We start from the raw sequence: 24,700 nt of genomic DNA on the forward strand, positions 1-24,700 counted from the left end.
TGAATGGCAATGCAAACATTTTTGCATTGCCATTTTTCATTCACACAATTATAATTAATCTGCATTATATAATTGTAAAGAAGGTGATTTCAAATGGCTGTAAATCTATATGAATCCATTACGCTTGAAAATGAAAGGATCAGGCTCGTCCCACTTCAACTGAGCCACGCAAATGAACTTCAGGACATCAACCATGAAAGTATATGGTCATACATGTTATTTCAAGCAACGACGCTTCCTCTCATGACAGAATGGATTAAAAGTGCCATCGAACTTAGAAATCAATTGGAAAGTATACCTTTTGCAGTTATATTGAAAACTACGGGAGAAGTGGTCGGCAGCACGAGAATACAATATATTGACTATGAACGTCAAAGCTGTGAAATCGGTGCGACCTGGTTCGGTACAAAATCACACCGCTCCTTCGTAAACTCAGACAGCAAGTTCCTGCTGCTCGAATTCTGTTTTGAAACTTTAAATATGATGAGAGTTCAAATCAGGGTGGATGAAAGAAATGTCAGAAGCAACCGGGCAGTTGAAAGACTAGGCTTCACCAAAGAAGGTGTGCTGAGAAAAGAGCGTAAATTACACGGTATTCCGCGTAACTTGATCGTCTATTCCATAATCGATGACGAATGGGCCGATGTTAAGATGAATTTGATGATAAAACAGCAGAATTACATGCTGGATGTGCCTGATTCTACGGCAAGCTGACACATAATTCATATTATGTGTCTTTTATTTTTCATATAAATAAAAAATGGTATGATAGCACAAAGGAAGTGAATGAATTGAAGCATGTACTGGTTATAGAGGATGAGCTCAATCTGGCACGCTTTATAGAGCTTGAGCTGACTCATGAGGGGTACTCCGTCACTTTGAGTGCGGACGGTGAAGATGGGCTCGATAAAGCATTGAATTATGATTACGACTGTATCTTATTAGATTTGATGCTGCCTGCTTTAAATGGTCTTGAAGTCTGCCGCAGAATCCGAAAATCCAAAAACACTCCAATCATCATGATTACTGCTAAAGGTGAAACTTATGACAAAGTGGTGGGGCTGGATTACGGTGCAGATGACTACATAGTCAAACCATTTGAAATCGAAGAGCTTCTCGCAAGAATCCGCGTGATGCTCAGAAGAACAAACGATCCTGAAACTAACAATAATAAAATCCTTTCACTTCATGGCATTTCAGTCGATATATCTGCTTACAGAGTAACGATTGATGATACAGAACTGGAACTGACCAAGACGGAATATGAGCTGCTTCACCTGCTTATTAAAAATGTGGGAATCGTTCTTAGGCGTGAACAGATACTGGAACATGTCTGGGGATATGACAGTGAAGTGGAAACTAATGTGGTAGATGTCTATATAAGGTATTTACGCAATAAGCTTAAACCGTTCAACAAACATAAAGTGATTGAAACTGTCAGGGGAGTCGGGTACGTGATCAGGGCATGAACAAAAACTCTCTGAAGTATAAATGGCTGAGGTTGTCCACGCTGATAATATCATTTACCTATCTGATATTCAGTACTCTCTTGATTTATTTTACAAGTCTTTATTTAAAAGACCTGGAAGAAAGGGCATTGGACAGAAGTCTTGAGGAACTGCAGCATATTTACGAAACACAACCGTACAATACAATCTCAAGAAACGATATTATCACGAGTCTTTATGACGAACAGACAATGGTTCTTTATACACGCAGTGGAAATATTGTTTCTACTGAACCTGCAAATCAGTTAAACGGTCTGCAGATAGACTTTATCCCTGTCAGTGATAAAGTCATTACGTCACACGAAACCGAAGATGGAAATTTCCTGGTTGGCCGGTCGAATATTGATACTATGTATTGGAATGGATATTTAACCGTCATTCATCCACTCGACAATTATTATCTGATCATTCGAACCATGGTCCTTATAGCATTGATCATCGGTTTCATGTCAATATTATTTACATCAATCGTAAGTTATTTCTTCTCTACACAGATGGTCAAACCGATTAGAAGCATTGCCAATCAGTTGAAACGGATAGAGGGTGAAGGGGTATCAGAACGTCTTACGTTATCTACCGACACAGAGGAAACCGACTATATGGTCACCTCATTCAATAACATGATGGATTCCCTTGAAGAGTCATTCAATCAGCAGAAGCAATTCGTGGAAGACGCTTCCCACGAACTGAGAACCCCATTGCAGATCATCCAGGGACATTTGAAACTTATCAACCGGTGGGGGAAAAATGACCCGAAAATACTAGAGGAATCCCTGGATATATCAATCGATGAATTACACCGCATCAATAAGCTTGTTGAAGAATTATTACTGTTGACTAAAAATAATCCCAGACAGCTTGAAGAGATTGAAACCGTAAATATCATTGATGAAATCAACTCCCGGGTCGACAGTATGAAAAAGATACATCCAGACTATCACTTTGCAGTCGAACACTCGGATGATTCAATTCCATTTCAGATAAACAATCATCATTTAGAGCAATTATTGCTTATATTTTTAGATAATGCTGTAAAGTATGATACTGAGTATAAATATATTATTACAAAAACAAAAAAATATATTGATTATTTTGATATCATAATAATGGACCATGGTATAGGTATACCTGAGGAAGATCTTGAAAATGTTTTCAATAGATTTTACAGAGTGGATAAATCCCGCAGCAGACAGCAGGGTGGCAACGGGCTGGGGTTATCCATCGGCAAAAAATTAATTGAAAATTATAAAGGCAAAGTATGGTTTGAAAGTGAAGAAGGAAATTTTACAAAAGTTATTATCAGATTCCCTTTAAATATAGGCAATTCATAAAGTTGCCACCTTTAAAATAGATTTAAGTAGTGCTAAAATGGGAATGTATAATATATAAAACATATAAAACTAAAGAGGTGCTGCAAAGATGGAAGGGAAAGCCTATGAAGAGGCTCCAATGAGATTCGGTATGAATCTTGGTTTACTCCTTGATATTCATGATTCTTATTTAGAAAATCCAAACAATGTCAGCGAAGAAATGCGCACATTGTTTGAAAGTCTTGGAACATCCCAAGATGGTAGTTTAAGTCAGGATGCGAAGCAAAATGTAAAGGGTATGTTAAGACTTTTGGACGAGATTCGACTTTTCGGTCACCTGGAAGCCGATATCTATCCTGTATATGAACCAGAGATTAAAAATAAACCTTCTTTAGACTTTAAAGAACATGGTATTTCTGATGAATTGTTGAAGAATGTACCTGCGTCACTGGTAAGTCCCCACTTAGGATCTTTATATGACAATGCAAGCGAAGCTTTCAATCATTTGTATGAAGTCTATACAGGACCTATTGCGTACCAGTTCATGCACATCAATGATTCAAAAGAAAGACAGTGGCTCAAAGAAACGATTGAAAATCAAGATGAAGTCAATTTGAAAACAGATGAAAAAATCGAATTATTTAAAACACTATCAAAAGTTGAAGGATTTGAAAAATACCTTCATAAAAACTTTGTCGGAGCTAAACGCTTTTCCATTGAAGGTTTGGATACTATGGTGCCGATGCTCGAGCACCTTTTGAAACTGATGGCTAAAGAAAATATTCCGAATCTTCAAATTGGTATGGCTCACAGAGGGCGTTTGAATGTACTGACTCATATTTTAGAAAAACCATATGAAATGATGCTCAGTGAGTTCATGCACACTGACCCTATGAAGTTCCTGCCGGAGGATAATTCACTATCACTGACTTCCGGATGGGTCGGAGACGTCAAATATCACCTTGGCGGTTCCAAATTGAGAACCGACAATGGAATAGATCAGCAGATCACACTCGCAAACAACCCGAGTCACCTTGAAGTTGTCAGCCCTGTAGTTCAGGGGAAAACCAGAGCAGACCAGGAAGACACTGACCATAATGGTCTGCCAAACTTGGATTTCAACCGCTCATTGGCAGTTCTGGTACACGGTGATGCTGCATTTCCTGCACAAGGAGTCGTATTCGAATCATTGAACCTCGGAAAATTGGACGGCTATACGACAGGCGGTTCCATTCATATTGTCGCCAATAACAGAGTCGGTTTTACGACTGAGGAATTCGATGCCCGTTCAACTGACCATGCTTCAGATGCTGCCCTCAGCTTCAATCTGCCGGTGTTCCACGTTAACGCAGACAAGCCCGAGCACGTACTGAGAACGATTGAACTCGCTCTTAAGTATCGTCAGGAATTCAACAAAGATGCGGTCATCAATTTAATCGGATACCGCCGTTACGGCCATAATGAAATGGACGAACCAAGCACGACCAATCCTATGCTCTATAAAGAAGTGAAAGCTCACGATACAATTGAGCATATATATGGCAGTCAGCTGGTTGAAGAAAAAATCATTTCAAAAGAAGAAAAAGAAGATATCATCGAAGATGCACAAAAGGAAATGCGTGCGGCACATGATAAGATTGATAAAAAGGATACCGTCATAAAATCTGAAATCGAGGTGCCTGAAACAATTCAGGAAGGTTTCGAGAACGAACCGGAACGGGAAATCACATACGACCGATTGAAAGAGATCAATGATGCTTTATTCGAGTATCCGGAAGATTTTACAGTTTTCAAAAAGTTGAAGCAGGTTCTTGACCGCCGCAAACTGCCTTTTGAAGACGACTCGGCGCTTGTAGACTGGGCACATGCAGAAGCACTGGCATTTGCAACCATTAATCAGGATGGTACACCAATCAGACTGACTGGTCAGGATTCTCAAAGAGGTACTTTTGCACACAGACATGCTGTGCTGCATGACTCTGAAAATGGAAATGAATACATTCCGCTGCATCATGTACCGGATGTAAAAGCAACGTTTGATATTCATAACTCACCATTATCCGAAGCAGCGGTTGTCGGTTTTGATTATGGGTATAATGTTGAAAATAAAGAAGCACTCGTGATCTGGGAAGCACAATATGGTGACTTTGCCAATATGGCACAAGTTTACTTTGATAACTTCATGTCATCCGGTAATGCAAAATGGGGAGAAACAAGTGGCTTCACTTTGTTCCTGCCACATGGGCAGGAAGGTTCCGGCCCAGAGCATTCAAGTGCAAGACTGGAAAGATTCCTGCATTTAGGGGCAAATCAGAATATGACAGTAGTCAATCTGACAAGTACTGCAAATTATTTCTATTTGTTGAGAAGACAGGCTAAATATCTGAATACTGATAAGATGAGACCACTGGTGGTCATGTCACCTAAAAGCTTACTCAGAAATCAACTTGTCAGTAATCCTGTAGAAAATTTCATCGGCAATCATTTCAGAGAAATAATCGTCGAAGAACATGATAAATCCAAAGTTAAGAAAGTACTTCTGGCTCACGGTAAAATGGCAGTCGATCTGCTGAATCATCAAAAGGATAATAACCCTGAAGAAATCGTCCTCATCAGAATTGAACAGCTCTATCCTTTCCCAGGTGAAGAGATAAAGGATGTTCTGGACAGCATCGAAAATCTGGACGAAGTAAGATTCGTACAGGAAGAACCGAAAAACATGGGCGCGTACAGCTCTGTACTACCAAAAATCCTTGATATTCTACCGCAAAATGTAAAAAGGTCATATGTTGGCCGCCCGGTTTCATCATCACCTGCTGAAGGTGATGGCGAAACTTATAAAATGATTCAACAAAATATTATAGAAAATGCAATGAAAGTGCAGGAGGATTAATAATGGCTGAAATAAAAATACCTGAATTGGCAGAATCGATATCGGAAGGAACAATTGCGTCATGGTTAAAAGGCGTGGGTGACTCTGTAGAACAGGGTGAAAATATATTAGAGCTTGAAACTGATAAAGTCAACGTTGAAGTGATCAGTGAAGAAGCCGGTGTAATTACAGAATTAAAAGCAGAAGAGGGTGACACTGTCGAAGTAGGACAAGTCGTTGCTGTTGTTGGTGAAGGCGAAGCAGCACCTTCAGAAGATAAAAAAGAAGAAAAGAAAGATGATAAACAGGAATCTTCGAAAGAAGAAGATTCAAAATCTGAAGATGAGTCAGAGTCGGCAGATACTGAAAAATCTGAAGAAAAATCAGATGACGCAGAAGGTTCGGATCGTATCATCGCTTCTCCTGCAGCAAGAAAACTGGCGAGAGAAAAAGGCCTTTCTCTTAAAGAAATCAATGCTGGTGACCCAAGAGGGCATGTCCGTTCCCAGGATGTAGAAAACCATGAAGCATCACAGGCAAACCAAAAATCAGAAAGTAAGAAATCTGAAGAGAAGTCAGCTTCCAAGCCTGCAAACACACAGCCTGAAAAACCTGTAATCAGAGAAAAAATGTCAAGACGCCGCCAAACAATTGCGAAACGTTTACATGAAGTCAAGCAAAATACGGCAATGCTGACAACTTTCAATGAAGTGGATATGACGAATGTCATGGAGCTCAGGAAACGTAAAAAGGAATCATTCCAGGAAAAGCATGATGGTACACGTCTTGGTTTCATGTCATTCTTCACTAAAGCTTCAGTTGCAGCACTAAGACAATTCCCGGCTGTCAATGCTGAAATTGATGGAGATGAAATGATCTACAAACAGTTCTATGATGTCGGTGTGGCAGTGTCAACTGACGAAGGGCTTGTAGTCCCTGTTGTAAGAAATTGTGACCGCAAAACATTTGCTGAAATCGAAGCTGATATTGCAGGTCTGGCGAATAAGGCAATCGAGAAAAAACTATCACTTGATGAAATGACCGGAGGTTCATTCACTATAACGAATGGCGGTGTATTCGGATCATTATTATCAACACCGATCATGAACGGTACTCAGGCAGGTATCCTCGGCATGCACACAATTCAAAAACGTCCTGTTGCAATGCCTGACGGCTCCATCGAAGTACGTCCGATGATGTACATCGCATTGAGCTACGACCACAGAGTGATTGATGGTAAAGAGTCAGTTAACTTCCTGAAGACAATCAAAGAACTGATTGAGAACCCGGAAGACTTATTATTAGAAGGTTAAGATAGAAAGCAAGATACTGTTTCTGGTATCTTGCTTTTTTATGTTAAAATATAATGACTTTACTAATTAGAAATGGAGAATGGTTAATGATGTTACATGAGACATGGCAAAATAAAAATTTAAGAACTGTCCAGGTGAAACATACTGATGCTAAGAAATATAAGGTGGATGATATGTTGACTCAAGGAAAGACATATACAGTAGTAAATGAAACTGAAGAGTATATTTTTGTCATAGATAACTCCGGTAAAGTCGGCGGTTACTATAAGACATATTTTGAAGATGTGACAGACTGATATGGATAAGCATAAGTTTGAACATGAAGATTCAACGATTAGAGAGGATTCCCTGAATATTCTGAGGCTGAGTAAAAACCTTTTATTGAAAGGTCCGACAGGAGCGGGGAAGACCCGGCTCGCTGACGACCTTTCTTCTGAACTGGAGCAGGAGATGATCAGTATCAACTGTTCAGTCGATATCGACATTGAAGCCTTACTCGGCTTTAAAACAATCGAGTATGAAGATGGCAGGCAGGAGATAGTTTTCGTCGATGGACCGGTAATCCGTGCAATGAAGAATGGGTTCATCCTTTATATTGATGAGATAAACATGGCTAAACCTGAGGTGCTTCCAATACTCAACGCGGCATTGGATTACAGGAGAACTATGACAAACCCGCTAACAGGCGAGAAGATTGTTGCAGATGAAAATTTTTTAGTCATTGCAGCCATAAATATCGGTTATGCCGGAACAATGCCAATGAATGAAGCGCTGCTCAACCGTTTTAATATTGTAGAAATCGATTATGTTTCAGATGATGCGCTTTTAGAGATTTTACAAAACCAGAGCATTCAGGATGACAACGATATTTTAAGTAAACTGACCGATTTTCATAAAGATCTGGTCACAATGACTAAACAGGGACAAATATCGAAAGAGTCATCCAGTGTCAGAAGTTTAATAGATCTTGCTGATCTAACCACTCTTATCACTGAATCCAGAGCAATAAAAAGAACTATAATAGATAAACTTGATAATGACCAGGAAAAAACAGCTATTTATAATGCTTTTAAACTACATTTTGAGTTGTGATTAAAATATGAACTATTCTTTTATTAAATTCAATGATGAACTTGTTGACTCAAGAAATATGATGGAGTTGACCGATTTGGCACGACTGCTTTTTAAAAATCCAAGTTTAACTGTCAATGTCCGAAAGCATTCATATTACAATCCTCTGAAGAATATCATGAATTTCAGCATGTTTTGGAAGCACCGTACTGATATAACTGAACTGGACGGATTCAAGCATGATATTTTTACACATTATGCAGCGGAGGAAACTCTTAACTATGCTGAATATGATACATTGAAAAATAAAGATACTCTGATTCAACAATTATTTTTGTCTATTGAATATTTAAGACTCAGGAAAAAGAGTATTGAAAAAAGACCTGTAATAAAAAAACTTTTAGAACCCGGGGACTGGATTCTAAAAGGAAATTATTCAAAGAAAGCTCGAAATGAAGCAGATGATTTCTTATATTTGATGAACTTGAAAATATTGGATTTTAAAGAAGAAATGGAATTCGAAAATTTGACTTTCAATTTTTCTTCCGATTCAACTGAAGAGAGTATTGAACTGGCTTTAAATATATACGAACGGATGTCTGACCATTTAGGCTTAGATGAAATGTCAGTGTCCACATTGCATGACATATCATTCAGTGATTTATATGAATTTAATAAAGCTGACGAGTTCAGGAAAGATCCAAAAAGTCTATCTTCTGATGACAGCTGGGATGATGAAGAGGATAAAGATGATGTAGACACCAAAACCAGTGGTGCTGCAAAAGAAGCAACAATGCTTGGAGAAGTTGGTGACGCACTCAACTCTCAAAAATCCGACAGTAAGAAAATAAATATGTACGATGATGAGATCAGTGAATTTAATGAGGGATTTGGAAAAAATACCGGAAGTAATCAATTCAGGGATCTGTCATCCACAAACCAGCATGCACTGATTGAAGTTTCAAAGCCTAAAGTGAAATTGAGTGATTATCATAAGTACCGTGGTCTATATAATCGTTACGGAGAAATTACAAAACATGTAATAGGAGATATACAGCAGCTGCTGAATTTTAAACGAAATGATATTCGCAAGCATCAATCAAGTGGGAAAATAATGAAAAACCCAGTGCTCCCTATAATAGAAGGCAGTCATAAACTATTTATAAAGGAGGATTCAGAATCTGTTGACATCGATGCTGTCTTCACGCTGGTCATCGATCAGTCGTTTTCCATGGAATCTCATTTGGAAGAGACCATTTCAGCAGTGATTGTTTTCAATCATATATTGAAATCATTGAACATCAAACATCGTATCATTTCGCATCATGAAGACACTTTCGAAGTGAGTCCGAATAATTTCCCTAATAAAATTTATGAGCACCTTTCTGTTGAAAAATCCAGATATTATTATCCTGTATCAATTCTTGATATAGAATCGTCAGGCGATAACAGAGATGGTTTCATCCTGAAGCATGAAATATCACTGATTGAAAAACATGATGAAACGGATAAGTTTATCATCATGTTTTCAGACGGACTGCCAAGCGCTGAAAATTATAATCAAAATGGCATTGTAGACACACATGAAGCAGTAAATATTGCGAACAGAAAGAATATAAATATTATCAATGTTTTTATAAATGAAGACAGTGATGACCAGACTCTCGCATCAATCAAAGATATTTATGGAAACAATACAATAATTGTTGAGCATCCGGCAGATATACCTCATGCCACTGCAAATTTGCTGAATAAAATCCTATTATCGATTACCAGATAATTATTCTAAATGACAAATCTGTCAAAAATCTGAAAGTTTTAAATCTTATGGACATTAGTTCGTTTATCGTGTAAACTGGTTCTATAATTTATGTTTACACGGAGGTTCGCAGATGAGTAATAAGAATGTTTTTGTAGTAGGTTTTATGCTGTTTGCAATGTTCTTTGGTGCAGGTAACTTGATATTTCCGCCTGGCCTCGGATTTGTAAGTGGCGAGCATTTTTGGCTGGCAATTCTTGGTTTTGTCATTACCGGAGTGGGGCTGCCACTATTGGGTGTTATCGTAGGGTCGATTTCCAAAGAAGGTTATAAAGAATCTTTAAAAGCGATTCATCCAGCTTTTGCTATCGGGTTACTGGTAGTCATCTATTTAACGATCGGACCGTTCTTTGCGATTCCCAGAACAGCAACAACGGCTTATGAAATGGCACTTATCCCATTTCTCGATTCGCCAGGTGCGATTGCATTATTAGTATTTTCTCTGGTGTTTTTTTTAATAGTATTTGCATTAAGCTGGAGTCCGGGTACTTTGGCTGACAGTATAGGTAAAGTTCTAACACCTCTATTGTTGATTTCAATATTACTGCTTGTTGGTACTGCCATTGCAATGTACATATCAAACCCTGTCAATCCGGCAGGAGAAAGCTTTAACGCAAATGCGCCATTCGTCGCAGGCTTCCAGGAAGGTTACTTGACAATGGATGCCATTGCCGCCATTGCTTTCTCAGTAATCGTTCTGAATGCTATCCGTGCTACAGGCGTCAAAGATAGAAAATCATTGTTGTTTGGTACAATCAAATCTGCATCACTTGCAGCGTTGTTACTTGGTTTGGTCTACGTTTCATTGGGCTGGCTGGGTAATAGAGTAGATTTGGCAGGAGCAGTGCCGGATGAACAAAACCTGGGTACATTCCTGCTCACTTTCATTTCTTCTGATGCATATGGTGGATTCGGAGCTATTCTTCTGGGTATAATTGTACTGCTCGCATGTATAACTACAGGTGCAGGACTTATAGTTGCAGTGAGTGAGTATTTCAACAGTATTGTTCCTAAAATACCTTACAGAGCTTTTGTAGTCATCTTTACATTGATTTCATTTGGCTTGGCTAACCAGGGTCTCGATCAGGTAATTACAACAAGTGTACCTGTTCTGTCCATCATTTATCCTATAGCGATGGCATCTGTACTCTTGTTAATCTTCAGTTACTTTGTACCATCACCTAGAATGGCTCTGCAAATACCAATCGTACTGATTATTATTACAAGTATTTTTGCAGTGGTTCATAGAAATGAATGGGCAAATTTCTCATTCTTGGAAGCTATGCCTTTATTTGATTCATCATTTGAATGGATTCCATTATTGATTATCGGTTATATTATCGGCTACCTGATTGGAATGAAAAAAGAAAAAGTATCCTACACTTAAAATACAATAATCAGAGAAGAGCGCTGCTCTTCTCTTTTTTTATCATTTATAATAAGTTTTTCATATATGACGTTCACTATTTCTTATCGATAAAAAATGATATAATAAGGATAACTTATGATATAGAAAAGAGATGATAGGAATTGAACTATATCATTCCTGTTTTTATGGACGTTATCGTCCCTATTTTAATCCTTCTGGGAATTGGGCTTTTATTGCAGAAGAAGTTCCAATTCCGGCTGAGACCGATAGCTAACCTGGTCACGTACTGTTTTATGCCCGCAGCAGTTTTCATTAACATCTACCATGCTGAAATCAACCTTTCCCTTGTGATTCAACTGTTTTTATATTTGACTTTATTCATATCTATTTTAATCATACTGAGCAATATTCTCACCCGTCTTTTGAATCTGGAAAAGGCGGAGGCAACTGCCCTTAAAAACAGCATATCACTGATGAATTCAGGAAATTACGGTCTGCCGGTCAGCCAACTGGTATTCAGTTCGAATCCGCTGGGTGTATCAGTGCAGATCATTGTACTCGTAGTACAGAACTTATTAACGTTCACTTATGGTTTGTATAACTTGATTTCGACTTCTAAAACCATTTTTGAACTTTTAAAAGATTTACTCAAATTACCGATCATTCATGCTTTGTTCATTGCGCTTCTCTTTAAAATTTTCGAGGCTCCGATACCGACATTCCTTCTTGTACCGATAGAACAGCTGGCCGGCGGATTTGCAGCACTGGCACTGATTCTGCTTGGTGCGCAGCTTGAAAGTATTAAGATCAAATCTTTTCACAAGGTTATCCCATGGAGTTTGGCCGGCAGACTCATAATGGGGCCGGTCGTCGCACTTATTTTAATATTCACCCTTGGCATTGACGGTGTGATTGCCCAATCATTACTCATTGCGAGTGCATTTCCAACATCAAGGAACACGGCAACGCTTGCGCTTGAATATGATGTTGAGCCGGAACTCCATGCTCAGGTTGTACTCTACAGTACGCTGCTCAGCAGTATTACAGTCACATTTGTCATTTACCTTGCAATGCAGCTCTTTTAACATATATGGCTTTACTGTAGGATGATATATAACAAATCATTACAGAAGGAGGCATTATTCATATCGAAAATTCAGCAGGTTTTTGGATACGTCTGGGTGCGAGAGTCATCGATGTGATTGTCATTGGTGTTATAATATTTTTATTCATCGCCATTTTCTCATTAGATACACAGAGCAGGGCGGTGCAGTCATTCGAGGGAGTGTTTACACTTCTGTATTATGTGCTGCTGCCTGTAATATGGACAGGATACACACTTGGCAAACGTGCTTTAGGTATCAGAATAATCAAAGATGATCATTCAGAAGTGGGCTTGATTCAAATGATTATCAGAGATTTCCTGACACCGTTACTTTATGCAATCACTTTGGGGCTTTTAGCAATCGTATCTGCAATTATGATTGGTGTCAGAGAAGATAAAAAAGCCATACACGATATATTTGCCAAAACTAAAGTTGTATACAGAAAATAACTGGATAGAAATTTAAATCCGGAGCATCCCAAATAGCAGGGTGCTCCGGATTTTCATTTAAATATGAATATTATCAGTATCTATGGTCTTCTTTAAGCTGCAGCAGTCTCGTCTTCAAATCTTCTTCCATCTGTACAAGCTCTGTTTCGGCTTCTTTACGTTTCTGAGAGCCTTCTGCCTGAATCTGCAGCGTTTCTTCAATTGTAGTTACCAGATTGTCCTGTGTTACTTTCAGCGTTTCGATGTCTACGATGCCTCTTTCATTTTCGCGGGCTGTTCTTAACGAGTTTTGTTTAAGCATTTCAGAATTCTTCGTCAGCAACTCATTTGTCGTATTTGTCACTGCCTGCTGGGCTTTTGATGCTGATTCCTGGCGCAGAAGCGTCAGTGCAATGGCCATCTGATTTTTCCAAAGCGGTATACTTGTCAGTATGGAACTTTGAATTTTTTCAGCAAGAGTCTGGTTGATGTTTTGTATCATACGGATCTGCGGCGCTGATTGTAGTGTGATCTGTCTGGATAACTTCAGATCATGGAGTCTCTTTTCCAGACGGTTGACGTACTGCATCATATCATTGACATCCTGCACTTCCATCTGGTTGCCGGATTGATCTGCCTTTTCTCTTAATGCCGGCAGCACTTCTGTCTCGATTTCTTCCTTTTTCAGTTCTGCAGCGGCGATATAAATATTGATTGCATCAAAATAATCTTTGTTCTGGTCATAGAGATTATCAAGTAAATGAACATCTTTGACAAGAATTTCTTTTGCATGTTCGAGCTGGATGCTGATACGGTCCACCTGTGATGCCACACTTTGATGTTTTGAAATTAATTCATTGACCGATTTCTTCATGCGTCCGAATAGACGGCTGACGATATTTTTCTTATCGTTGGTCAATTCATCGGGATCAATCTCCTTCAGCTTTTTCATTAAACTTTCCAATGTATCACCGATGGGGCCGACATCTTTTGACTGGACCTCGTTCAACATTTGATGCGAAAACTTGGACAGAGCCTCTTGGGCGTTTGACCCGTAAGTAATGAGCGCATCGTTGTCCAATGGTTGAATCTTGGATTTTATATCCTGAATACGTTTCATATCATCTTCGCTGAATCGCTCTTTGAATGTGGTCAAAACACTTTTTGAACCATCCTGTACCGGCTCTGAACTTTCAGGCTGAAGAGAAGGCACATCAGAAGACTGGGTTGTTGCGAAAGGATCGCTCAAAAGCTCGTCCTTTAAATCTTTTTTATTATCTTGATTCATTATTTTCACTCCTAGGGACTTTTACTTTTTCCTGTTCTTTTTTTGGCATTTTCACTTTTTGCCGATGCAACTTGTTATCGAGCTGCATCTTTTTGTCAGTTCTACGCTTATTCATACTTATAATTTCTTTTTCTACTTCGAGCGATTGATAAGTAGAACGGTTCATGTGGGATAGATTTGCCTGCAGCGTTCTTTTAAGCTCTAATAAAGAAAGACGGGTTTCATGCAGTTTGATTTTTTCATCTTTGGATTTTCCAGGCATCTTATATAAGAATAGATATTGCTCAATCGTGTTAACAGCTGAATCCAGGTTGGAATGGAAAAATTGCTGCACATTGTAGAATATTTTTGGATCATCTTCGACTGTATTGATTATCGATTTTACAATACGGTTAATATCAAATATCAACTTCGCATCTTTTAACGTACGAATATTATAGTAGCTCTGTCTGAGGCGATTCAGCTTTTCTTTAGCCTCTTTTATCTGATTTTGAATATACTTGTATTCGCTTTTAGTCAAACCGTATTCTTTTAATTGTCTATTCAGGCTTAAAGATTGAGTAGGCAGATAAGCTGCAAAAAATCCACCGGCACCAACCAACATATCATAGAAAAGGTGGATATCCAAAGCGAGCATAGAAATTAAACCAGTAACAATTGAAACTGGTACAGCCACAATCGATGCAGTCCAATGTGAAATTTTAAATTTCATTTGTAACACCTGCAATCATTATAATGTTTTAAATTTTTTGTATTTGGCATCTGTTTCAACAGATTTTACAGTGTAGTCTTCAACATGGGAACTGGGGGAGGCACCATCGGCCACTTGCTTTATAAAGGCTTCAACAGCTTCTTTTTTGCCCTGGGCCATGATTTCAACATCTTCTGTTAAATTCTTTGCATATCCTGTAATACCGTGTTTATCAGCGATTATTTTACTGTGGTATCTAAATCCTACACCTTGCACTCTTCCAGTTAAAGTAATTAGTTTTGCTTCCATATTCCCACCTCTTATATATAATTATAAAACCTTCTCCTTGATATTGCTAATTATTCGCGTATATAATATGACTATTATCTTATTATAATAGATAGGGGTTTTAAAAATGTATCAAGTGGCCGTTTTAAAAGCTGATTACGAAGGTTGGTGGCTATTTGAAGGATGGCAGGACGACTTAATCAACATCAAAGACTTTAATTCTGAAATAAGCATGATGGATTACTACGAAAAATTAGTCGGACAGATGGTTGAAGATTACCATACTTATCAAAAGGGAAAGTATCATCTGATTGCGTTTTACAATACATGTGAACTCGAATATTGTGAAGACTGTGAAGAAGATCTTCAAATATTTTATACGCCATTATGCATGAAAAATAACGTTTTTATGGAAGTGCCGAAGATTATGAATATTTTATGAAATTAGGTTTGCAAAAGTGTACATTGTCTAGTATACTTTAGTTATCAATAGATGATAGAACATATTAAAGAAAGACTAGACTATCTATTTTTTCAGAATTATGATTTTATGCACTATTGTAATATAGTCTTTTTGGAGGAACAATTAATGAAACAAGGTACAGTAAAATGGTTTAATGCAGAAAAAGGTTTTGGTTTTATCGAGATCGAAGGAGAAAACGATGTATTCGTTCACTTCTCAGCAATCAATCAAGAAGGTTACAAATCTCTTGAAGAAGGTCAATCAGTAGAATTTGAAGTAGTTGAAGGCGACCGCGGTCCACAGGCTGCAAACGTTGTTAAACTATAATTTGAAAATTTAATTAACGATTGTCATAGATTGTCAATTAAACCCCATTACTTTTATAGTAATGGGGTTATTTTTGTCCTTCTATTCTTCTATGAGTATATCGTTCTGTATCAGCTGATCCAGAGTCTGTCTTTTGACCACTTGTTTTACACCATGAGGGGAGATGAAGATGACTGCAGGTTTTTGCATCTGATTGTAATTCGACGCCATGGAGTAGTGGTAGGCACCCGTTGTCTTGACAGCTACATAGTCACCTCGTCCAATATTTGAAGGCAGAGGTTTATTTTTGCCTATAATGTCACCTGACTCGCAAAGTTTACCGACTACATGCGTAGATACGTCCTCAATGTCATCAGTTTGCTGTTTAACGGGTATAATATCGTATTCCGCCCCGTACAGCGGCGTACGTATATGATCGCTCATGCCGCCGTTAATTGACACATACTTGCTGACACCCGGTATTTTTTTGACCGTGCCGACTTTATAAACTGTAATTGCCGCTTCAGCAGCAATCGAACGTCCGGGTTCAATCATGACATGGGGGAGCGCCTGATCATACTGGCTGCAGACTTTTTTCAGCTGTGTAAGAATTTCCTCAAATCCTTCTTCGATTGGAAATCTGATATCTTCTTCTGTATATTTTACACCAAATCCTCCGCCCATATTTAATATCTCTATTTCGACTTCATGATCATTCAGCCAATCATAGACGGCCGTCAGTGCATTGACGAACGGAGCAGGTCCGGATAACTGGCTGCCAAGGTGATAATGTATCCCTTTAAAGTTCAAATTATCCGCTTTGCCTATATCCATTACTGCTTTCAGCGCAGTACCATCGGCGATTGACATACCAAATTTACTGTCTGTCTGACCTGTGGAGATAAACTCATGTGTATCCACATCCACACCTGGGTTCACTCTGATTAATACGTCGACAGGTGTTTTTGCGAGATCATTGATCAATTTCACTTCGTCAAGAGAGTCGATGATGAATAATCCGACCCCCTGATCAAGTGCAAATTCCAATTCTTCCACAGTTTTATTGTTGCCGTGAAACTTAATCAATGACGGAGAGAACCCACCTTTTACAGCTGTATATAATTCACCCGCGGAGACCACATCAATTTCCATATCTTCTTCTTTTAATAAATTGATCATCTGCAGAGCTGTAAATGCTTTTGATGCGTATGATACAGAATAATTGTCCAGATGAGATGAAAGTACTGCATGAAACCGCCTCATCATATCGCGCATATGGACTTCATCATAAATGATGAGCGGTGTACCAAACTGGTCAGCCAGATTAGTGACGTCCTGTCCGCTGAACTGAAGTTTGTTATTATGATATTCAAGAGTCATGTATAATCTCCTTCGTTAAAGTATTGTAGTTTAATGTAGCAAGCTGTTCGGAGTTTGCGCCGACACCTTTAATCGTGTACTCATCCAGCCTCATTTCAGGATGATATATATATACTTTATCATTTATGGAAACCTCTTCGTCAACTTCTACAATCATATGGCTCATCATTAAACTGACGATCGGGTATCTTTTCCCATTGATCAGACAGTCATATGACGCACGTTTTCTGAGTATCCCGTCACCGTAACCGATATCCACTACAGCCACCTTGGTGTTCCTGTCAGCGACAAAGGAGCCGCCGTAGCCCATGGGCATATCCTTATCCATATCCCTGATCTGTACAACAGTGGAATACAGTTCAAACGGCTGAATGAATAAATCATCATTTAAACCTGAATAGGGCTTTGAACCATATAACCCTATACCGAGTCTCGTATGTGTATGGCCCTCAAGCAGTCCATCCCTTGAGAAACTCGCTGTATTTTGAGAATGGATATAACTTGTCTCTATGTCCTGCTCTTTGAAATGACTGATAAACTTCAGCCAATGTTTCCGTTCAGTCTCATAAGTGCCGTCAAATTCATCAGCATAGCCGAAATGGCACCAGACGCCCTGAATATTGAAACGTTCATGCTCATCAAGAGTCTCTTGATGATTGAGCACTTCCTGCACTTCACTGAAGGATTCGAACCCTGACCGGTTAAATAACCCTGCATATTCTATATGAACATTAATCCCGTTTAAATTCCCGTAATAGTTTTGATAGTACTCGAGGGAGGGGAGGGTCATGCTTAAGTTCAATGATTTTACGAGTTCGAATTCATAAGTGGGATTCAATAGAAACACCATTGAATCTTCAGTGATTTTTCTTATCGCTTCCGCTTCTTTCAAAGAGGTTGTTGCAAAAGCGCTGATACCCGCTTCTAAAAATGCGCGGACTGCAAGTTCCAATCCGAAGTTATAGGCATTGTTTTTCACGACAGCAATCGTTGGTGTGCCGCTTTGCATCTGTTTTGCCTGTTTGACAAGTTTTTCTCTGTTTATCGTCAATATCCCGCTCATATTATCAACCTCAGTTAGTGTAATTCTTTAATATACTCTCATAATAATCAGCGACTTTAATAAGCACTGATTCATCAAAGTTAAATGTAGAAGTATGCAGACTGCTTGTATAACCCAGCGCCTCATCTTCTGCACCGATAAATATAAAATATGTTTTTGCAATCTCATCATAAAAACTGAAATCTTCGCCGAAAAGGTAAGGCTTATCTTTTATGACGGCTTCCAGGCCTGTCTCCTGAACACTCTCGTACACGATATCCTGTAAAGCAGGCGTGTTTTTAACAGGTGGATAACCTTCATTGAAAGTCAGCTCTATTTCGCAGTCATATAAATTCATCGCGCTCGTCTTTATTTTTTCCATATGATTTTTAATGATGCTCAGATCATTTTCCTCATATGTTCTGATCGTACCTTCAAGATAGCCATTTGACGGTACGGTGTTAATGGCTTCACCTGCGTTCATCTGTCCGATGTGAATGATGTTGCGGTTCAGTCCATCCAGATGGAACTGCTGAATCTGAGTGATTTCCCCTGTGATGAACATCAAGGCCTGGGCAGCGGATTTACCGTTATGCTTATTTGCTACATGTGCAGACAGACCGTTGATATAAAATCTATATTCGGTTGCACTTGCAGTTAATTCATTATCTCTGAACAGGGCAAGACCTGTACTTTCGTCCGGCATGATGTGAATGCCGAAAATCGCATCAATCGCTTTCCTGTCCTTCCAATTATCTATCAGCTGCTTGGCTCCCGCCATCGTCTCTTCGCTCGGCTGGAATATGAAATAGCAATCATGCGGCAGTGAACCATTATCATGCAGACTTTTACACCTTTTGAGGAATAAAAGCAGGGCGGCCGTATGGCCGTCATGTCCGCAGGCATGCATTACGCCATCAGTTTTACTTCTGTAGGATATATCATTCTCTTCGTGTATAGGCAGTGCGTCAATATCAGCACGAAATCCAAGGGTCGTATCACTGTTCCCTTTTAAATACGCAACCACTCCTGTAGAAAGTGGTTGCGTATAATCAATCCCCAGAGATTCTATGATCTCTATTATATATGATGTTGTTTCGAACTCATTCATACTGAGTTCCGGATTTTCATGCAGATGTCTTCGATGTTTTGTTACAAACTCAATCTCAGTCATTTAATTTCCTTAAAGCTGAGACGATTTCTTTTTTCGACCCTTCAACTTCGCTGGCCTGCTTGATGACTTTTGCCGGTGTACCTGCTACCACTGCACCTTCAGGAACATCATCAGTGACAATGGCACCTGCCGCTACAATTGCGCCTTTACCAACAGTGACGCCTTCAAGTATTACTGCATTTGCACCGATCAATACATCATCTTCAATGACAACCGGAGATGCACTTGGCGGTTCAATGACACCTGCCAGCACTGCACCGGCACCGACGTGAACATTTTTACCTGTTGTCGCACGGCCGCCGAGTGAGGCATTCATATCAATCATCGTACCTTCTCCGACGATTGCACCGATATTGATTGTTGCACCCATCATGATGACTGCACCGTCTTCTATTACTGCATGCTCACGGATGAATGCACCAGGCTCGATTCGTGCTTTTGTGTTTGTCAGATCTTTTAATGGAATAGCTGAATTTCTGCGATCGTGTTCAATTTCTACCTCTGTAAAAATATTTTTATTTTCATTATGGAATTCTTTGAATTCATCATAATCTGCAAAGATGGTCTTTGAGCTCTTGCATCCAAAAACTTTGAAGCTTTCAGGAAACGTTACATCCCCAAAACTTCCATTTGCATATACTTTTACTGGTGTTTCCTTCTTAGCGTCCGATATATATTGAATGATGTCCTCTGCTGTAAACTTTTCCATCAATTATTCTCCTTTAAATAAATTATTATAATCATAAAAGCCATTATCTTTTTTCTGTAATACTTCTGCCGCTTTTATCGCGCCATTTGCAAAAATCTCTTTGGACTGGGCGCGATGTCTGATTTCTATCACTTCATCAAGTCCTGCAAAGAGAGCTGTATGTTCACCGACAATGGTCCCGCCTCTGATCGCAGATACACCAATTTCCTTTTCATTTCTCTGCTGATATACATCAGAACGGTCATAGACAGCATGACTGCCGTTGCGATGTTCAAGTGCCGTATCGAGAAGTTTGACCAGTGTACCGCTTGGAGCGTCAACTTTTTTATTGTGATGTGCTTCGATGAGTTCAAGGTCGTAATCGTCCAGCTGTTCCAGTGCGCTTTGCAGCAGGTTGTCCAGTACATGTACACCGTAGCTCATATTTGCACTGAAAAAAACCGGAGCGTTTTGACTTTTTGATTTTAATATGTCGACAATTGTTTCTTTTTCACCCGTCGTAGCAACAACAATCGGTGTTTTAAAATCTTTTTCAATCAATGGCAGCAGCAGCTCCGGATTGGAAAAATCTATCGCTACATCTGCACCGGCATCATCGATATTTTCATATTCCGGGTAGTCTGAAGTATTTGTCCGTGCAATGACGCCGATAACTTCGTGTCCCGCTTCTGTCAGCAGACGTTCAGTTATTTTATTCATTGCTCCGTAACCGATGAGGAGTACTCTCATACTTTTGATCCCTCTTTGAAATTTTCATATGCTCTCACAATTTCCTGGCGGATCTGTGATTCCACAGGAAGAAGTGGCAGTCTCAGTTCATAGTTGCCGAAACCGAATTCGCTTGTCAGCACTTTGATTGGGATAGGGTTGACGTCGACCTGCACGGCATCTATTACTGGCATGAGGCTTGTAAATGTGTGCTTTGCAGTATAGTCTCCGGAAACAATTCTCTCGTATACATTTTGAAGTTCTCCGGGGATGACATTACCCACAACGCTGATCAGACCTTTGCCGCCGAGCTGGATGAAATCAGTAAGATTATCATCATTTCCGCTGTACAGTACAAACTCATCCTGGTCGATCAGATTTAATACTTTGATTGTATAGTTCAAATCTCCGACTGCATCTTTCAAAGCGACTATATTAGGATGGCTGCTCAATTCAAGCACAGTCTCAGGTTCGATGGTCATGCCGGTTCTGCCAGGTACATTGTAGAGGATTACAGGTATATCAATTGCATCTGCAATCGCACTGAAGTGTGCCACAAGACCTTTCTGATTTGATTTATTATAGTACGGTGTAATCAGCATTACACCGTCCGCACCGGCCTCCATTGCAAACTTGGACAGTTCAATAGAATTCATGGTCGAATTCGTACCTGTGCCGGCGATGACCGGTACACGGCCGGCGGCTGTTTCGATTCCCACTTCAATCAACCGTCTGATCTCTTTACTTGTAAGGGTGGGGGATTCACCTGTCGTACCGTTGATGATCAATGCCTGTGCATCGTTTTCTATCAAATATTCAATATGTCTTTTAAATGCGTCATAGTCAACTTCGTTATTATTGAACGGGGTGGTCATTGCAACACCAATACCTTCAAAAATCGGGTTCATATACAACACTCCTATTAATTATTATTGTCCATTAATGACTTCAGAATCTGAACAGTGTTCTGTGCCGCACCTTTTAATAAGTTATCTCCTACGCACCAGACATGGAATGTGTTCGGTAAGGTAGGATCTCTGCGAATTCTGCCGACAAAGATCTCTGAACGGTTTGCAGCATCAAGCGGTGTCGGATATTCGTTCTTTTTTGGATTATCCATAAGTACGATGTGAGGAAAACCATCGAATGCTTCTTTCACTTCGTCCACTGTTGCATCTTTATCCAGCGTGACATTCATCTGGACTGCATGACTCGTGATGATTGGCACTCTGACACAAGTTGCTGTGACTTCGATTGAATCATCTTCCAGTATTTTCTTCGTTTCATCTATCATTTTCTTTTCTTCTTTTGTATATCCGTCCTCAAGGAAATCATCGATATGAGGAAGTACGTTGTTGAAGATCGGGTGAGGGTATGTCGTCGGTTCAGCACCATTGGCACCTTCTTCCAAGTCACGTATGCCGCCTTCACCTGAACCTGAAACGCTCTGGTAAGTTGCATAATGGACTCTCTTGACTCCAAATTCATCCTGCAGCGGCTGCAGGGCAACAACCGATTGAATCGTTGAACAGTTCGGGTTCGCTATGATATTTCTTTTGAATTTCGGTTTATTGATTTCGGGAACGATCAAGTCCACATCTTCTTTCATTCTCCAGTGACTGGAGTTGTCTATGACGATTGCACCGCTTTCTTCAAATAGCGGGGCGAATTTTTCACTCGTTGAACCGCCGGCACTCATGACGACGTAATCAAAGTTCTCTTTCGCTCTTTCTTCAGTAAGTTCTTGAATAACATATTTTTGTCCACCGACTGAAAGTTCCTTGCCGCTGGATCTTTTAGAAGCGAATAATACCAAGTCATCATATTTAATTTCATAATGCTCCAACATTTCAATTAATTTGCTACCTACAACGCCGGTAGCACCAACAACTGCAACTTTTACCATTAAAATTCCTCCTAAAATGTTATTAAAGAACGAGATATTGTCAGATAATAAAAAAACAAGTCCGGAATGCCGGACTTGTTTTTATAGTTTATATACAAGTGATGCACTCCATTATCATTACAATAATGACAAGTCATTAGCTCTTAACCTAGTGACCCAACAATATACTTCTCGAAAAATATACCATTTCGGCATCTTACCCTTTCACTTATTATAATCCCCGAGAATTAATGCTAATAAGTTACTGATGATCGATGCGCCTCATCTCGCTATTTAATTATTAAATATGATTATACGCACAAATATTCAGAAAGTAAACCTTAAACTTTCAAAACACCTTTATCCTTCAGATATTCCTCATAAGTGGACTCTTTGACGATAGCACCTTCCGGCTTAAGTTCTATCACTGTGTTCGCGATCGTATTGATGAATTCGAAGTCGTGGGAAGTGAATATGATCGAGCCTTTGAATTTCTTGAGCCCCTCGTTCACCGCTGTAATACTTTCCAGATCAAGGTGGTTTGTCGGCTCATCAAGCAGAATGACGTTCGCTTTTGATAACATCATCTTGCTCAGCATTGCACGCATTTTCTCTCCACCTGATAATACGCTTGCTTTTTTCTTCGCTTCTTCACCGCTGAAGAGCATTCTCCCCAGGAACCCCCGGATGAATGTCTCAGTCTGTTCATCTTCAGGTGCATATTGGCGCAGCCATTCGACCAGGTCGATATTTACACCTTCAAAATACTCTGAGTTATCTTTAGGCATGTAGCTTTGGGTAGTTGTTACGCCGAATCTCACTTCACCTTCGTCAGGTGTAATTTCACCTGCAAGGATTCTAAGGAGGGTAGTGCGGGCAACTTCAGTATGTCCCATGAGCACAGCTTTATCATAAGGATTTAAAGTGAAACTGACATTATCAAGTACTTTTTTGCCATCGATCGAGTGGGTCAGACCGTTGACATACAATAAATCATTGCCGATTTCACGCTCAGGAGTGAAGTTGACGAAAGGATACTTTCTGGATGAAGGTTTGATATCATCCAGTTCGATCTTTTCGAGTGTTTTTTTACGGCTCGTCGCCTGTTTGGACTTTGATGCGTTCGCACTGAAGCGTGCAACGAAATCCTTAAGTTCTTTGATCTTCTCTTCTTTTTTCTTATTCTGATCCTGTGCCATCTGCAGTGCAAGCTGGCTGGACTGATACCAGAAATCATAATTCCCTACATATAACTGTATCTTTCCAAAATCCAGGTCAGCAATATGAGTGCATATGTTATTCAGAAAATGACGGTCGTGGGAAACGACGATAACTGTGTTCTCAAAATTGATCAGGAAATCTTCCAGCCATTGGATTGCTTCAATATCAAGACCGTTTGTCGGCTCATCCAGCAGTAATATGTCAGGATTCCCGAACAGGCTCTGGGCAAGCAGCACTTTAACTTTTTGACTGTTTTCAAGTTCCGACATGTTCTTATCAACTAAAGAATTGTCGATACCCAGACCGTGCAGAAGGCTTTCTGCGTCACTTTCAGCAGTCCATCCGCCCATCTCTCCATATTCGGCTTCCAGCTCAGCTGCTCTGATGCCGTCTTCATCCGAGAAGTCAGGTTTCATATATATTTCATTTTTTTCATTCATTATATCGTAAAGCTCCTGGTGTCCCATCAATACTACATCCAGAACACGGTGCTCTTCATAACCGAACTGGTCCTGTTTCAAAACAGCAAGGCGCTCATCCTTACCCATGGAAATGTGACCTGACTGAGCGTCAAGTTCACCTGATAAAATTTTCAGGAAAGTAGATTTCCCGGCACCATTTGCTCCGATTAAACCATAACAGTTTCCAGGTGTGAATTTAATATTCACATCTTCGAAAAGTTTACGGTCACCAAAGCGTAAACTTACGTCACTTACTTGTAACATACACATTCTCCTTAAATATATTCC

24 protein-coding genes and 1 riboswitch are annotated in these 24,700 nt (G+C 39.6%); of the genes, 13 read left to right on the forward strand and 11 right to left on the reverse strand.

Annotation, left to right across the window (positions count from 1 at the left end):
- Positions 1-93 precede the first annotated feature (93 nt).
- The 11 genes from ACY8DT_RS13590 (at position 94) to ACY8DT_RS13640 (ending at position 12,817) form a co-directional block, all read left to right on the forward strand.
- Complete coding sequence (locus ACY8DT_RS13590; RefSeq protein WP_462420841.1) at positions 94-714, forward strand: GNAT family N-acetyltransferase; 621 nt, start codon at positions 94-96, stop codon at positions 712-714.
- Positions 715-791: 77 nt separating this feature from the next.
- A complete protein-coding gene (locus ACY8DT_RS13595) occupies positions 792-1,469 on the forward strand; it encodes a response regulator transcription factor (RefSeq protein ID WP_462420842.1) in 678 nt (225 codons plus the stop codon).
- Positions 1,470-1,597: 128 nt separating this feature from the next.
- Positions 1,598-2,839 carry a sensor histidine kinase gene (locus ACY8DT_RS13600; RefSeq protein ID WP_462420843.1) on the forward strand — a complete coding sequence of 414 codons (1,242 nt, stop codon included), beginning with the start codon at positions 1,598-1,600 and terminating at the stop codon, positions 2,837-2,839.
- Positions 2,840-2,927: 88 nt separating this feature from the next.
- The gene (locus ACY8DT_RS13605) at positions 2,928-5,711 is read left to right on the forward strand and encodes a 2-oxoglutarate dehydrogenase E1 component (RefSeq protein WP_462420844.1); all 2,784 of its coding nucleotides are present in this window, start codon (positions 2,928-2,930) and stop codon (positions 5,709-5,711) included.
- Positions 5,712-5,713: 2 nt separating this feature from the next.
- Complete coding sequence (odhB, locus tag ACY8DT_RS13610) at positions 5,714-7,003, forward strand: 2-oxoglutarate dehydrogenase complex dihydrolipoyllysine-residue succinyltransferase (RefSeq protein WP_462420845.1); 1,290 nt, start codon at positions 5,714-5,716, stop codon at positions 7,001-7,003.
- Between the two features lie 89 nt (positions 7,004-7,092).
- Positions 7,093-7,299: a DUF6501 family protein gene (locus ACY8DT_RS13615; RefSeq protein ID WP_462422284.1), complete on the forward strand. Its 207-nt coding sequence runs from the start codon at positions 7,093-7,095 to the stop codon at positions 7,297-7,299.
- A gap of 1 nt (position 7,300) precedes the next feature.
- Positions 7,301-8,095, forward strand: coding sequence for an ATP-binding protein (locus tag ACY8DT_RS13620; protein WP_462420846.1), 795 nt, complete (start codon positions 7,301-7,303; stop codon positions 8,093-8,095).
- 7 nt (positions 8,096-8,102) lie between these two features.
- Positions 8,103-9,854 carry a vWA domain-containing protein gene (locus ACY8DT_RS13625; RefSeq protein ID WP_462420847.1) on the forward strand — a complete coding sequence of 584 codons (1,752 nt, stop codon included), beginning with the start codon at positions 8,103-8,105 and terminating at the stop codon, positions 9,852-9,854.
- A 112-nt stretch (positions 9,855-9,966) separates the two neighbouring features.
- A complete protein-coding gene (brnQ, locus tag ACY8DT_RS13630; RefSeq protein ID WP_462420848.1) occupies positions 9,967-11,280 on the forward strand; it encodes a branched-chain amino acid transport system II carrier protein in 1,314 nt (437 codons plus the stop codon).
- Between the two features lie 167 nt (positions 11,281-11,447).
- Positions 11,448-12,347, forward strand: coding sequence for an AEC family transporter (locus ACY8DT_RS13635; RefSeq protein WP_462422285.1), 900 nt, complete (start codon positions 11,448-11,450; stop codon positions 12,345-12,347).
- A gap of 113 nt (positions 12,348-12,460) precedes the next feature.
- Positions 12,461-12,817 (forward strand): RDD family protein, encoded by a 357-nt coding sequence (locus tag ACY8DT_RS13640; protein ID WP_462420849.1) that lies wholly within the window; start codon positions 12,461-12,463, stop codon positions 12,815-12,817.
- A 73-nt stretch (positions 12,818-12,890) separates the two neighbouring features.
- Here the strand turns inward: ACY8DT_RS13640 and ACY8DT_RS13645 are convergent, their stop codons facing one another.
- The 3 genes from ACY8DT_RS13645 to ACY8DT_RS13655 form a co-directional block, all read right to left on the reverse strand.
- Positions 12,891-13,916: a toxic anion resistance protein gene (locus ACY8DT_RS13645; protein ID WP_462422286.1), complete on the reverse strand. Its 1,026-nt coding sequence runs from the start codon at positions 13,914-13,916 to the stop codon at positions 12,891-12,893.
- 154 nt (positions 13,917-14,070) lie between these two features.
- Complete coding sequence (locus ACY8DT_RS13650; RefSeq protein WP_462420850.1) at positions 14,071-14,796, reverse strand: 5-bromo-4-chloroindolyl phosphate hydrolysis family protein; 726 nt, start codon at positions 14,794-14,796, stop codon at positions 14,071-14,073.
- Between the two features lie 18 nt (positions 14,797-14,814).
- Positions 14,815-15,084, reverse strand: coding sequence for an acylphosphatase (locus ACY8DT_RS13655; RefSeq protein ID WP_462420851.1), 270 nt, complete (start codon positions 15,082-15,084; stop codon positions 14,815-14,817).
- Positions 15,085-15,190: 106 nt separating this feature from the next.
- On the opposite strand from ACY8DT_RS13655, the gene ACY8DT_RS13660 reads away from it, so the two are divergent.
- The gene (locus tag ACY8DT_RS13660) at positions 15,191-15,505 is read left to right on the forward strand and encodes a DUF1033 family protein (RefSeq protein WP_462420852.1); all 315 of its coding nucleotides are present in this window, start codon (positions 15,191-15,193) and stop codon (positions 15,503-15,505) included.
- Positions 15,506-15,652: 147 nt separating this feature from the next.
- Positions 15,653-15,853: a cold shock protein CspA gene (cspA, locus tag ACY8DT_RS13665; protein ID WP_017548994.1), complete on the forward strand. Its 201-nt coding sequence runs from the start codon at positions 15,653-15,655 to the stop codon at positions 15,851-15,853.
- A gap of 81 nt (positions 15,854-15,934) precedes the next feature.
- Here the strand turns inward: cspA and lysA are convergent, their stop codons facing one another.
- From lysA to ACY8DT_RS13705, 8 genes are all read right to left on the reverse strand, one after another.
- On the reverse strand, positions 15,935-17,212 hold the full coding sequence (gene lysA / locus ACY8DT_RS13670) for a diaminopimelate decarboxylase (RefSeq protein ID WP_462420853.1): 1,278 nt from the start codon (positions 17,210-17,212) through the stop codon (positions 15,935-15,937).
- Positions 17,202-18,275 carry an alanine racemase gene (locus tag ACY8DT_RS13675; protein WP_462420854.1) on the reverse strand — a complete coding sequence of 358 codons (1,074 nt, stop codon included), beginning with the start codon at positions 18,273-18,275 and terminating at the stop codon, positions 17,202-17,204. The genes lysA and ACY8DT_RS13675 overlap by 11 nt, the downstream gene beginning before the upstream one ends.
- A gap of 10 nt (positions 18,276-18,285) precedes the next feature.
- Positions 18,286-19,428, reverse strand: a complete 1,143-nt coding sequence (locus ACY8DT_RS13680; RefSeq protein ID WP_462420855.1) for a M20 metallopeptidase family protein — start codon at positions 19,426-19,428, stop codon at positions 18,286-18,288.
- Complete coding sequence (gene dapD, locus ACY8DT_RS13685) at positions 19,421-20,137, reverse strand: 2,3,4,5-tetrahydropyridine-2,6-dicarboxylate N-acetyltransferase (protein WP_462420856.1); 717 nt, start codon at positions 20,135-20,137, stop codon at positions 19,421-19,423. The genes ACY8DT_RS13680 and dapD overlap by 8 nt, the downstream gene beginning before the upstream one ends.
- Positions 20,138-20,140: 3 nt before the next feature.
- Entirely contained in the window at positions 20,141-20,866 is a 726-nt protein-coding gene (gene dapB / locus ACY8DT_RS13690) for a 4-hydroxy-tetrahydrodipicolinate reductase (RefSeq protein WP_462420857.1), read from the reverse strand.
- Positions 20,863-21,753, reverse strand: coding sequence for a 4-hydroxy-tetrahydrodipicolinate synthase (dapA, locus tag ACY8DT_RS13695; protein WP_462420858.1), 891 nt, complete (start codon positions 21,751-21,753; stop codon positions 20,863-20,865). The genes dapB and dapA overlap by 4 nt, the downstream gene beginning before the upstream one ends.
- 14 nt (positions 21,754-21,767) lie before the next feature.
- Entirely contained in the window at positions 21,768-22,751 is a 984-nt protein-coding gene (locus ACY8DT_RS13700) for an aspartate-semialdehyde dehydrogenase (RefSeq protein WP_462420859.1), read from the reverse strand.
- Between the two features lie 93 nt (positions 22,752-22,844).
- A riboswitch (Lysine riboswitch) is annotated at positions 22,845-23,024 on the reverse strand.
- A 47-nt stretch (positions 23,025-23,071) separates the two neighbouring features.
- Positions 23,072-24,676: an ABC-F family ATP-binding cassette domain-containing protein gene (locus ACY8DT_RS13705; RefSeq protein ID WP_462420860.1), complete on the reverse strand. Its 1,605-nt coding sequence runs from the start codon at positions 24,674-24,676 to the stop codon at positions 23,072-23,074.
- Between the last annotated feature and the right edge of the window lie 24 nt (positions 24,677-24,700).

It is taken from the genome of Salinicoccus sp. Marseille-QA3875, from assembly GCF_054950095.1.

Coding starts and splice junctions, on each gene's coding strand:
- ACY8DT_RS13590 (WP_462420841.1), top strand. CDS start 94: ATGGCTGTAAATCTATATGAATCCATTACGCTTGAAAATGAAAGGATC.
- ACY8DT_RS13605 (WP_462420844.1), top strand. CDS start 2,928: ATGGAAGGGAAAGCCTATGAAGAGGCTCCAATGAGATTCGGTATGAAT.
- odhB (WP_462420845.1), top strand. CDS start 5,714: ATGGCTGAAATAAAAATACCTGAATTGGCAGAATCGATATCGGAAGGA.
- ACY8DT_RS13615 (WP_462422284.1), top strand. CDS start 7,093: ATGTTACATGAGACATGGCAAAATAAAAATTTAAGAACTGTCCAGGTG.
- ACY8DT_RS13620 (WP_462420846.1), top strand. CDS start 7,301: ATGGATAAGCATAAGTTTGAACATGAAGATTCAACGATTAGAGAGGAT.
- ACY8DT_RS13625 (WP_462420847.1), top strand. CDS start 8,103: ATGAACTATTCTTTTATTAAATTCAATGATGAACTTGTTGACTCAAGA.
- brnQ (WP_462420848.1), top strand. CDS start 9,967: ATGAGTAATAAGAATGTTTTTGTAGTAGGTTTTATGCTGTTTGCAATG.
- ACY8DT_RS13635 (WP_462422285.1), top strand. CDS start 11,448: ATGGACGTTATCGTCCCTATTTTAATCCTTCTGGGAATTGGGCTTTTA.
- ACY8DT_RS13645 (WP_462422286.1), bottom strand. CDS start 13,916: ATGAAACGTATTCAGGATATAAAATCCAAGATTCAACCATTGGACAAC.
- ACY8DT_RS13650 (WP_462420850.1), bottom strand. CDS start 14,796: ATGAAATTTAAAATTTCACATTGGACTGCATCGATTGTGGCTGTACCA.
- ACY8DT_RS13655 (WP_462420851.1), bottom strand. CDS start 15,084: ATGGAAGCAAAACTAATTACTTTAACTGGAAGAGTGCAAGGTGTAGGA.
- ACY8DT_RS13660 (WP_462420852.1), top strand. CDS start 15,191: ATGTATCAAGTGGCCGTTTTAAAAGCTGATTACGAAGGTTGGTGGCTA.
- cspA (WP_017548994.1), top strand. CDS start 15,653: ATGAAACAAGGTACAGTAAAATGGTTTAATGCAGAAAAAGGTTTTGGT.
- lysA (WP_462420853.1), bottom strand. CDS start 17,212: ATGACTCTTGAATATCATAATAACAAACTTCAGTTCAGCGGACAGGAC.
- ACY8DT_RS13675 (WP_462420854.1), bottom strand. CDS start 18,275: ATGAGCGGGATATTGACGATAAACAGAGAAAAACTTGTCAAACAGGCA.
- ACY8DT_RS13680 (WP_462420855.1), bottom strand. CDS start 19,428: ATGACTGAGATTGAGTTTGTAACAAAACATCGAAGACATCTGCATGAA.
- dapD (WP_462420856.1), bottom strand. CDS start 20,137: ATGGAAAAGTTTACAGCAGAGGACATCATTCAATATATATCGGACGCT.
- dapB (WP_462420857.1), bottom strand. CDS start 20,866: ATGAGAGTACTCCTCATCGGTTACGGAGCAATGAATAAAATAACTGAA.
- dapA (WP_462420858.1), bottom strand. CDS start 21,753: ATGAACCCGATTTTTGAAGGTATTGGTGTTGCAATGACCACCCCGTTC.
- ACY8DT_RS13700 (WP_462420859.1), bottom strand. CDS start 22,751: ATGGTAAAAGTTGCAGTTGTTGGTGCTACCGGCGTTGTAGGTAGCAAA.
- ACY8DT_RS13705 (WP_462420860.1), bottom strand. CDS start 24,676: ATGTTACAAGTAAGTGACGTAAGTTTACGCTTTGGTGACCGTAAACTT.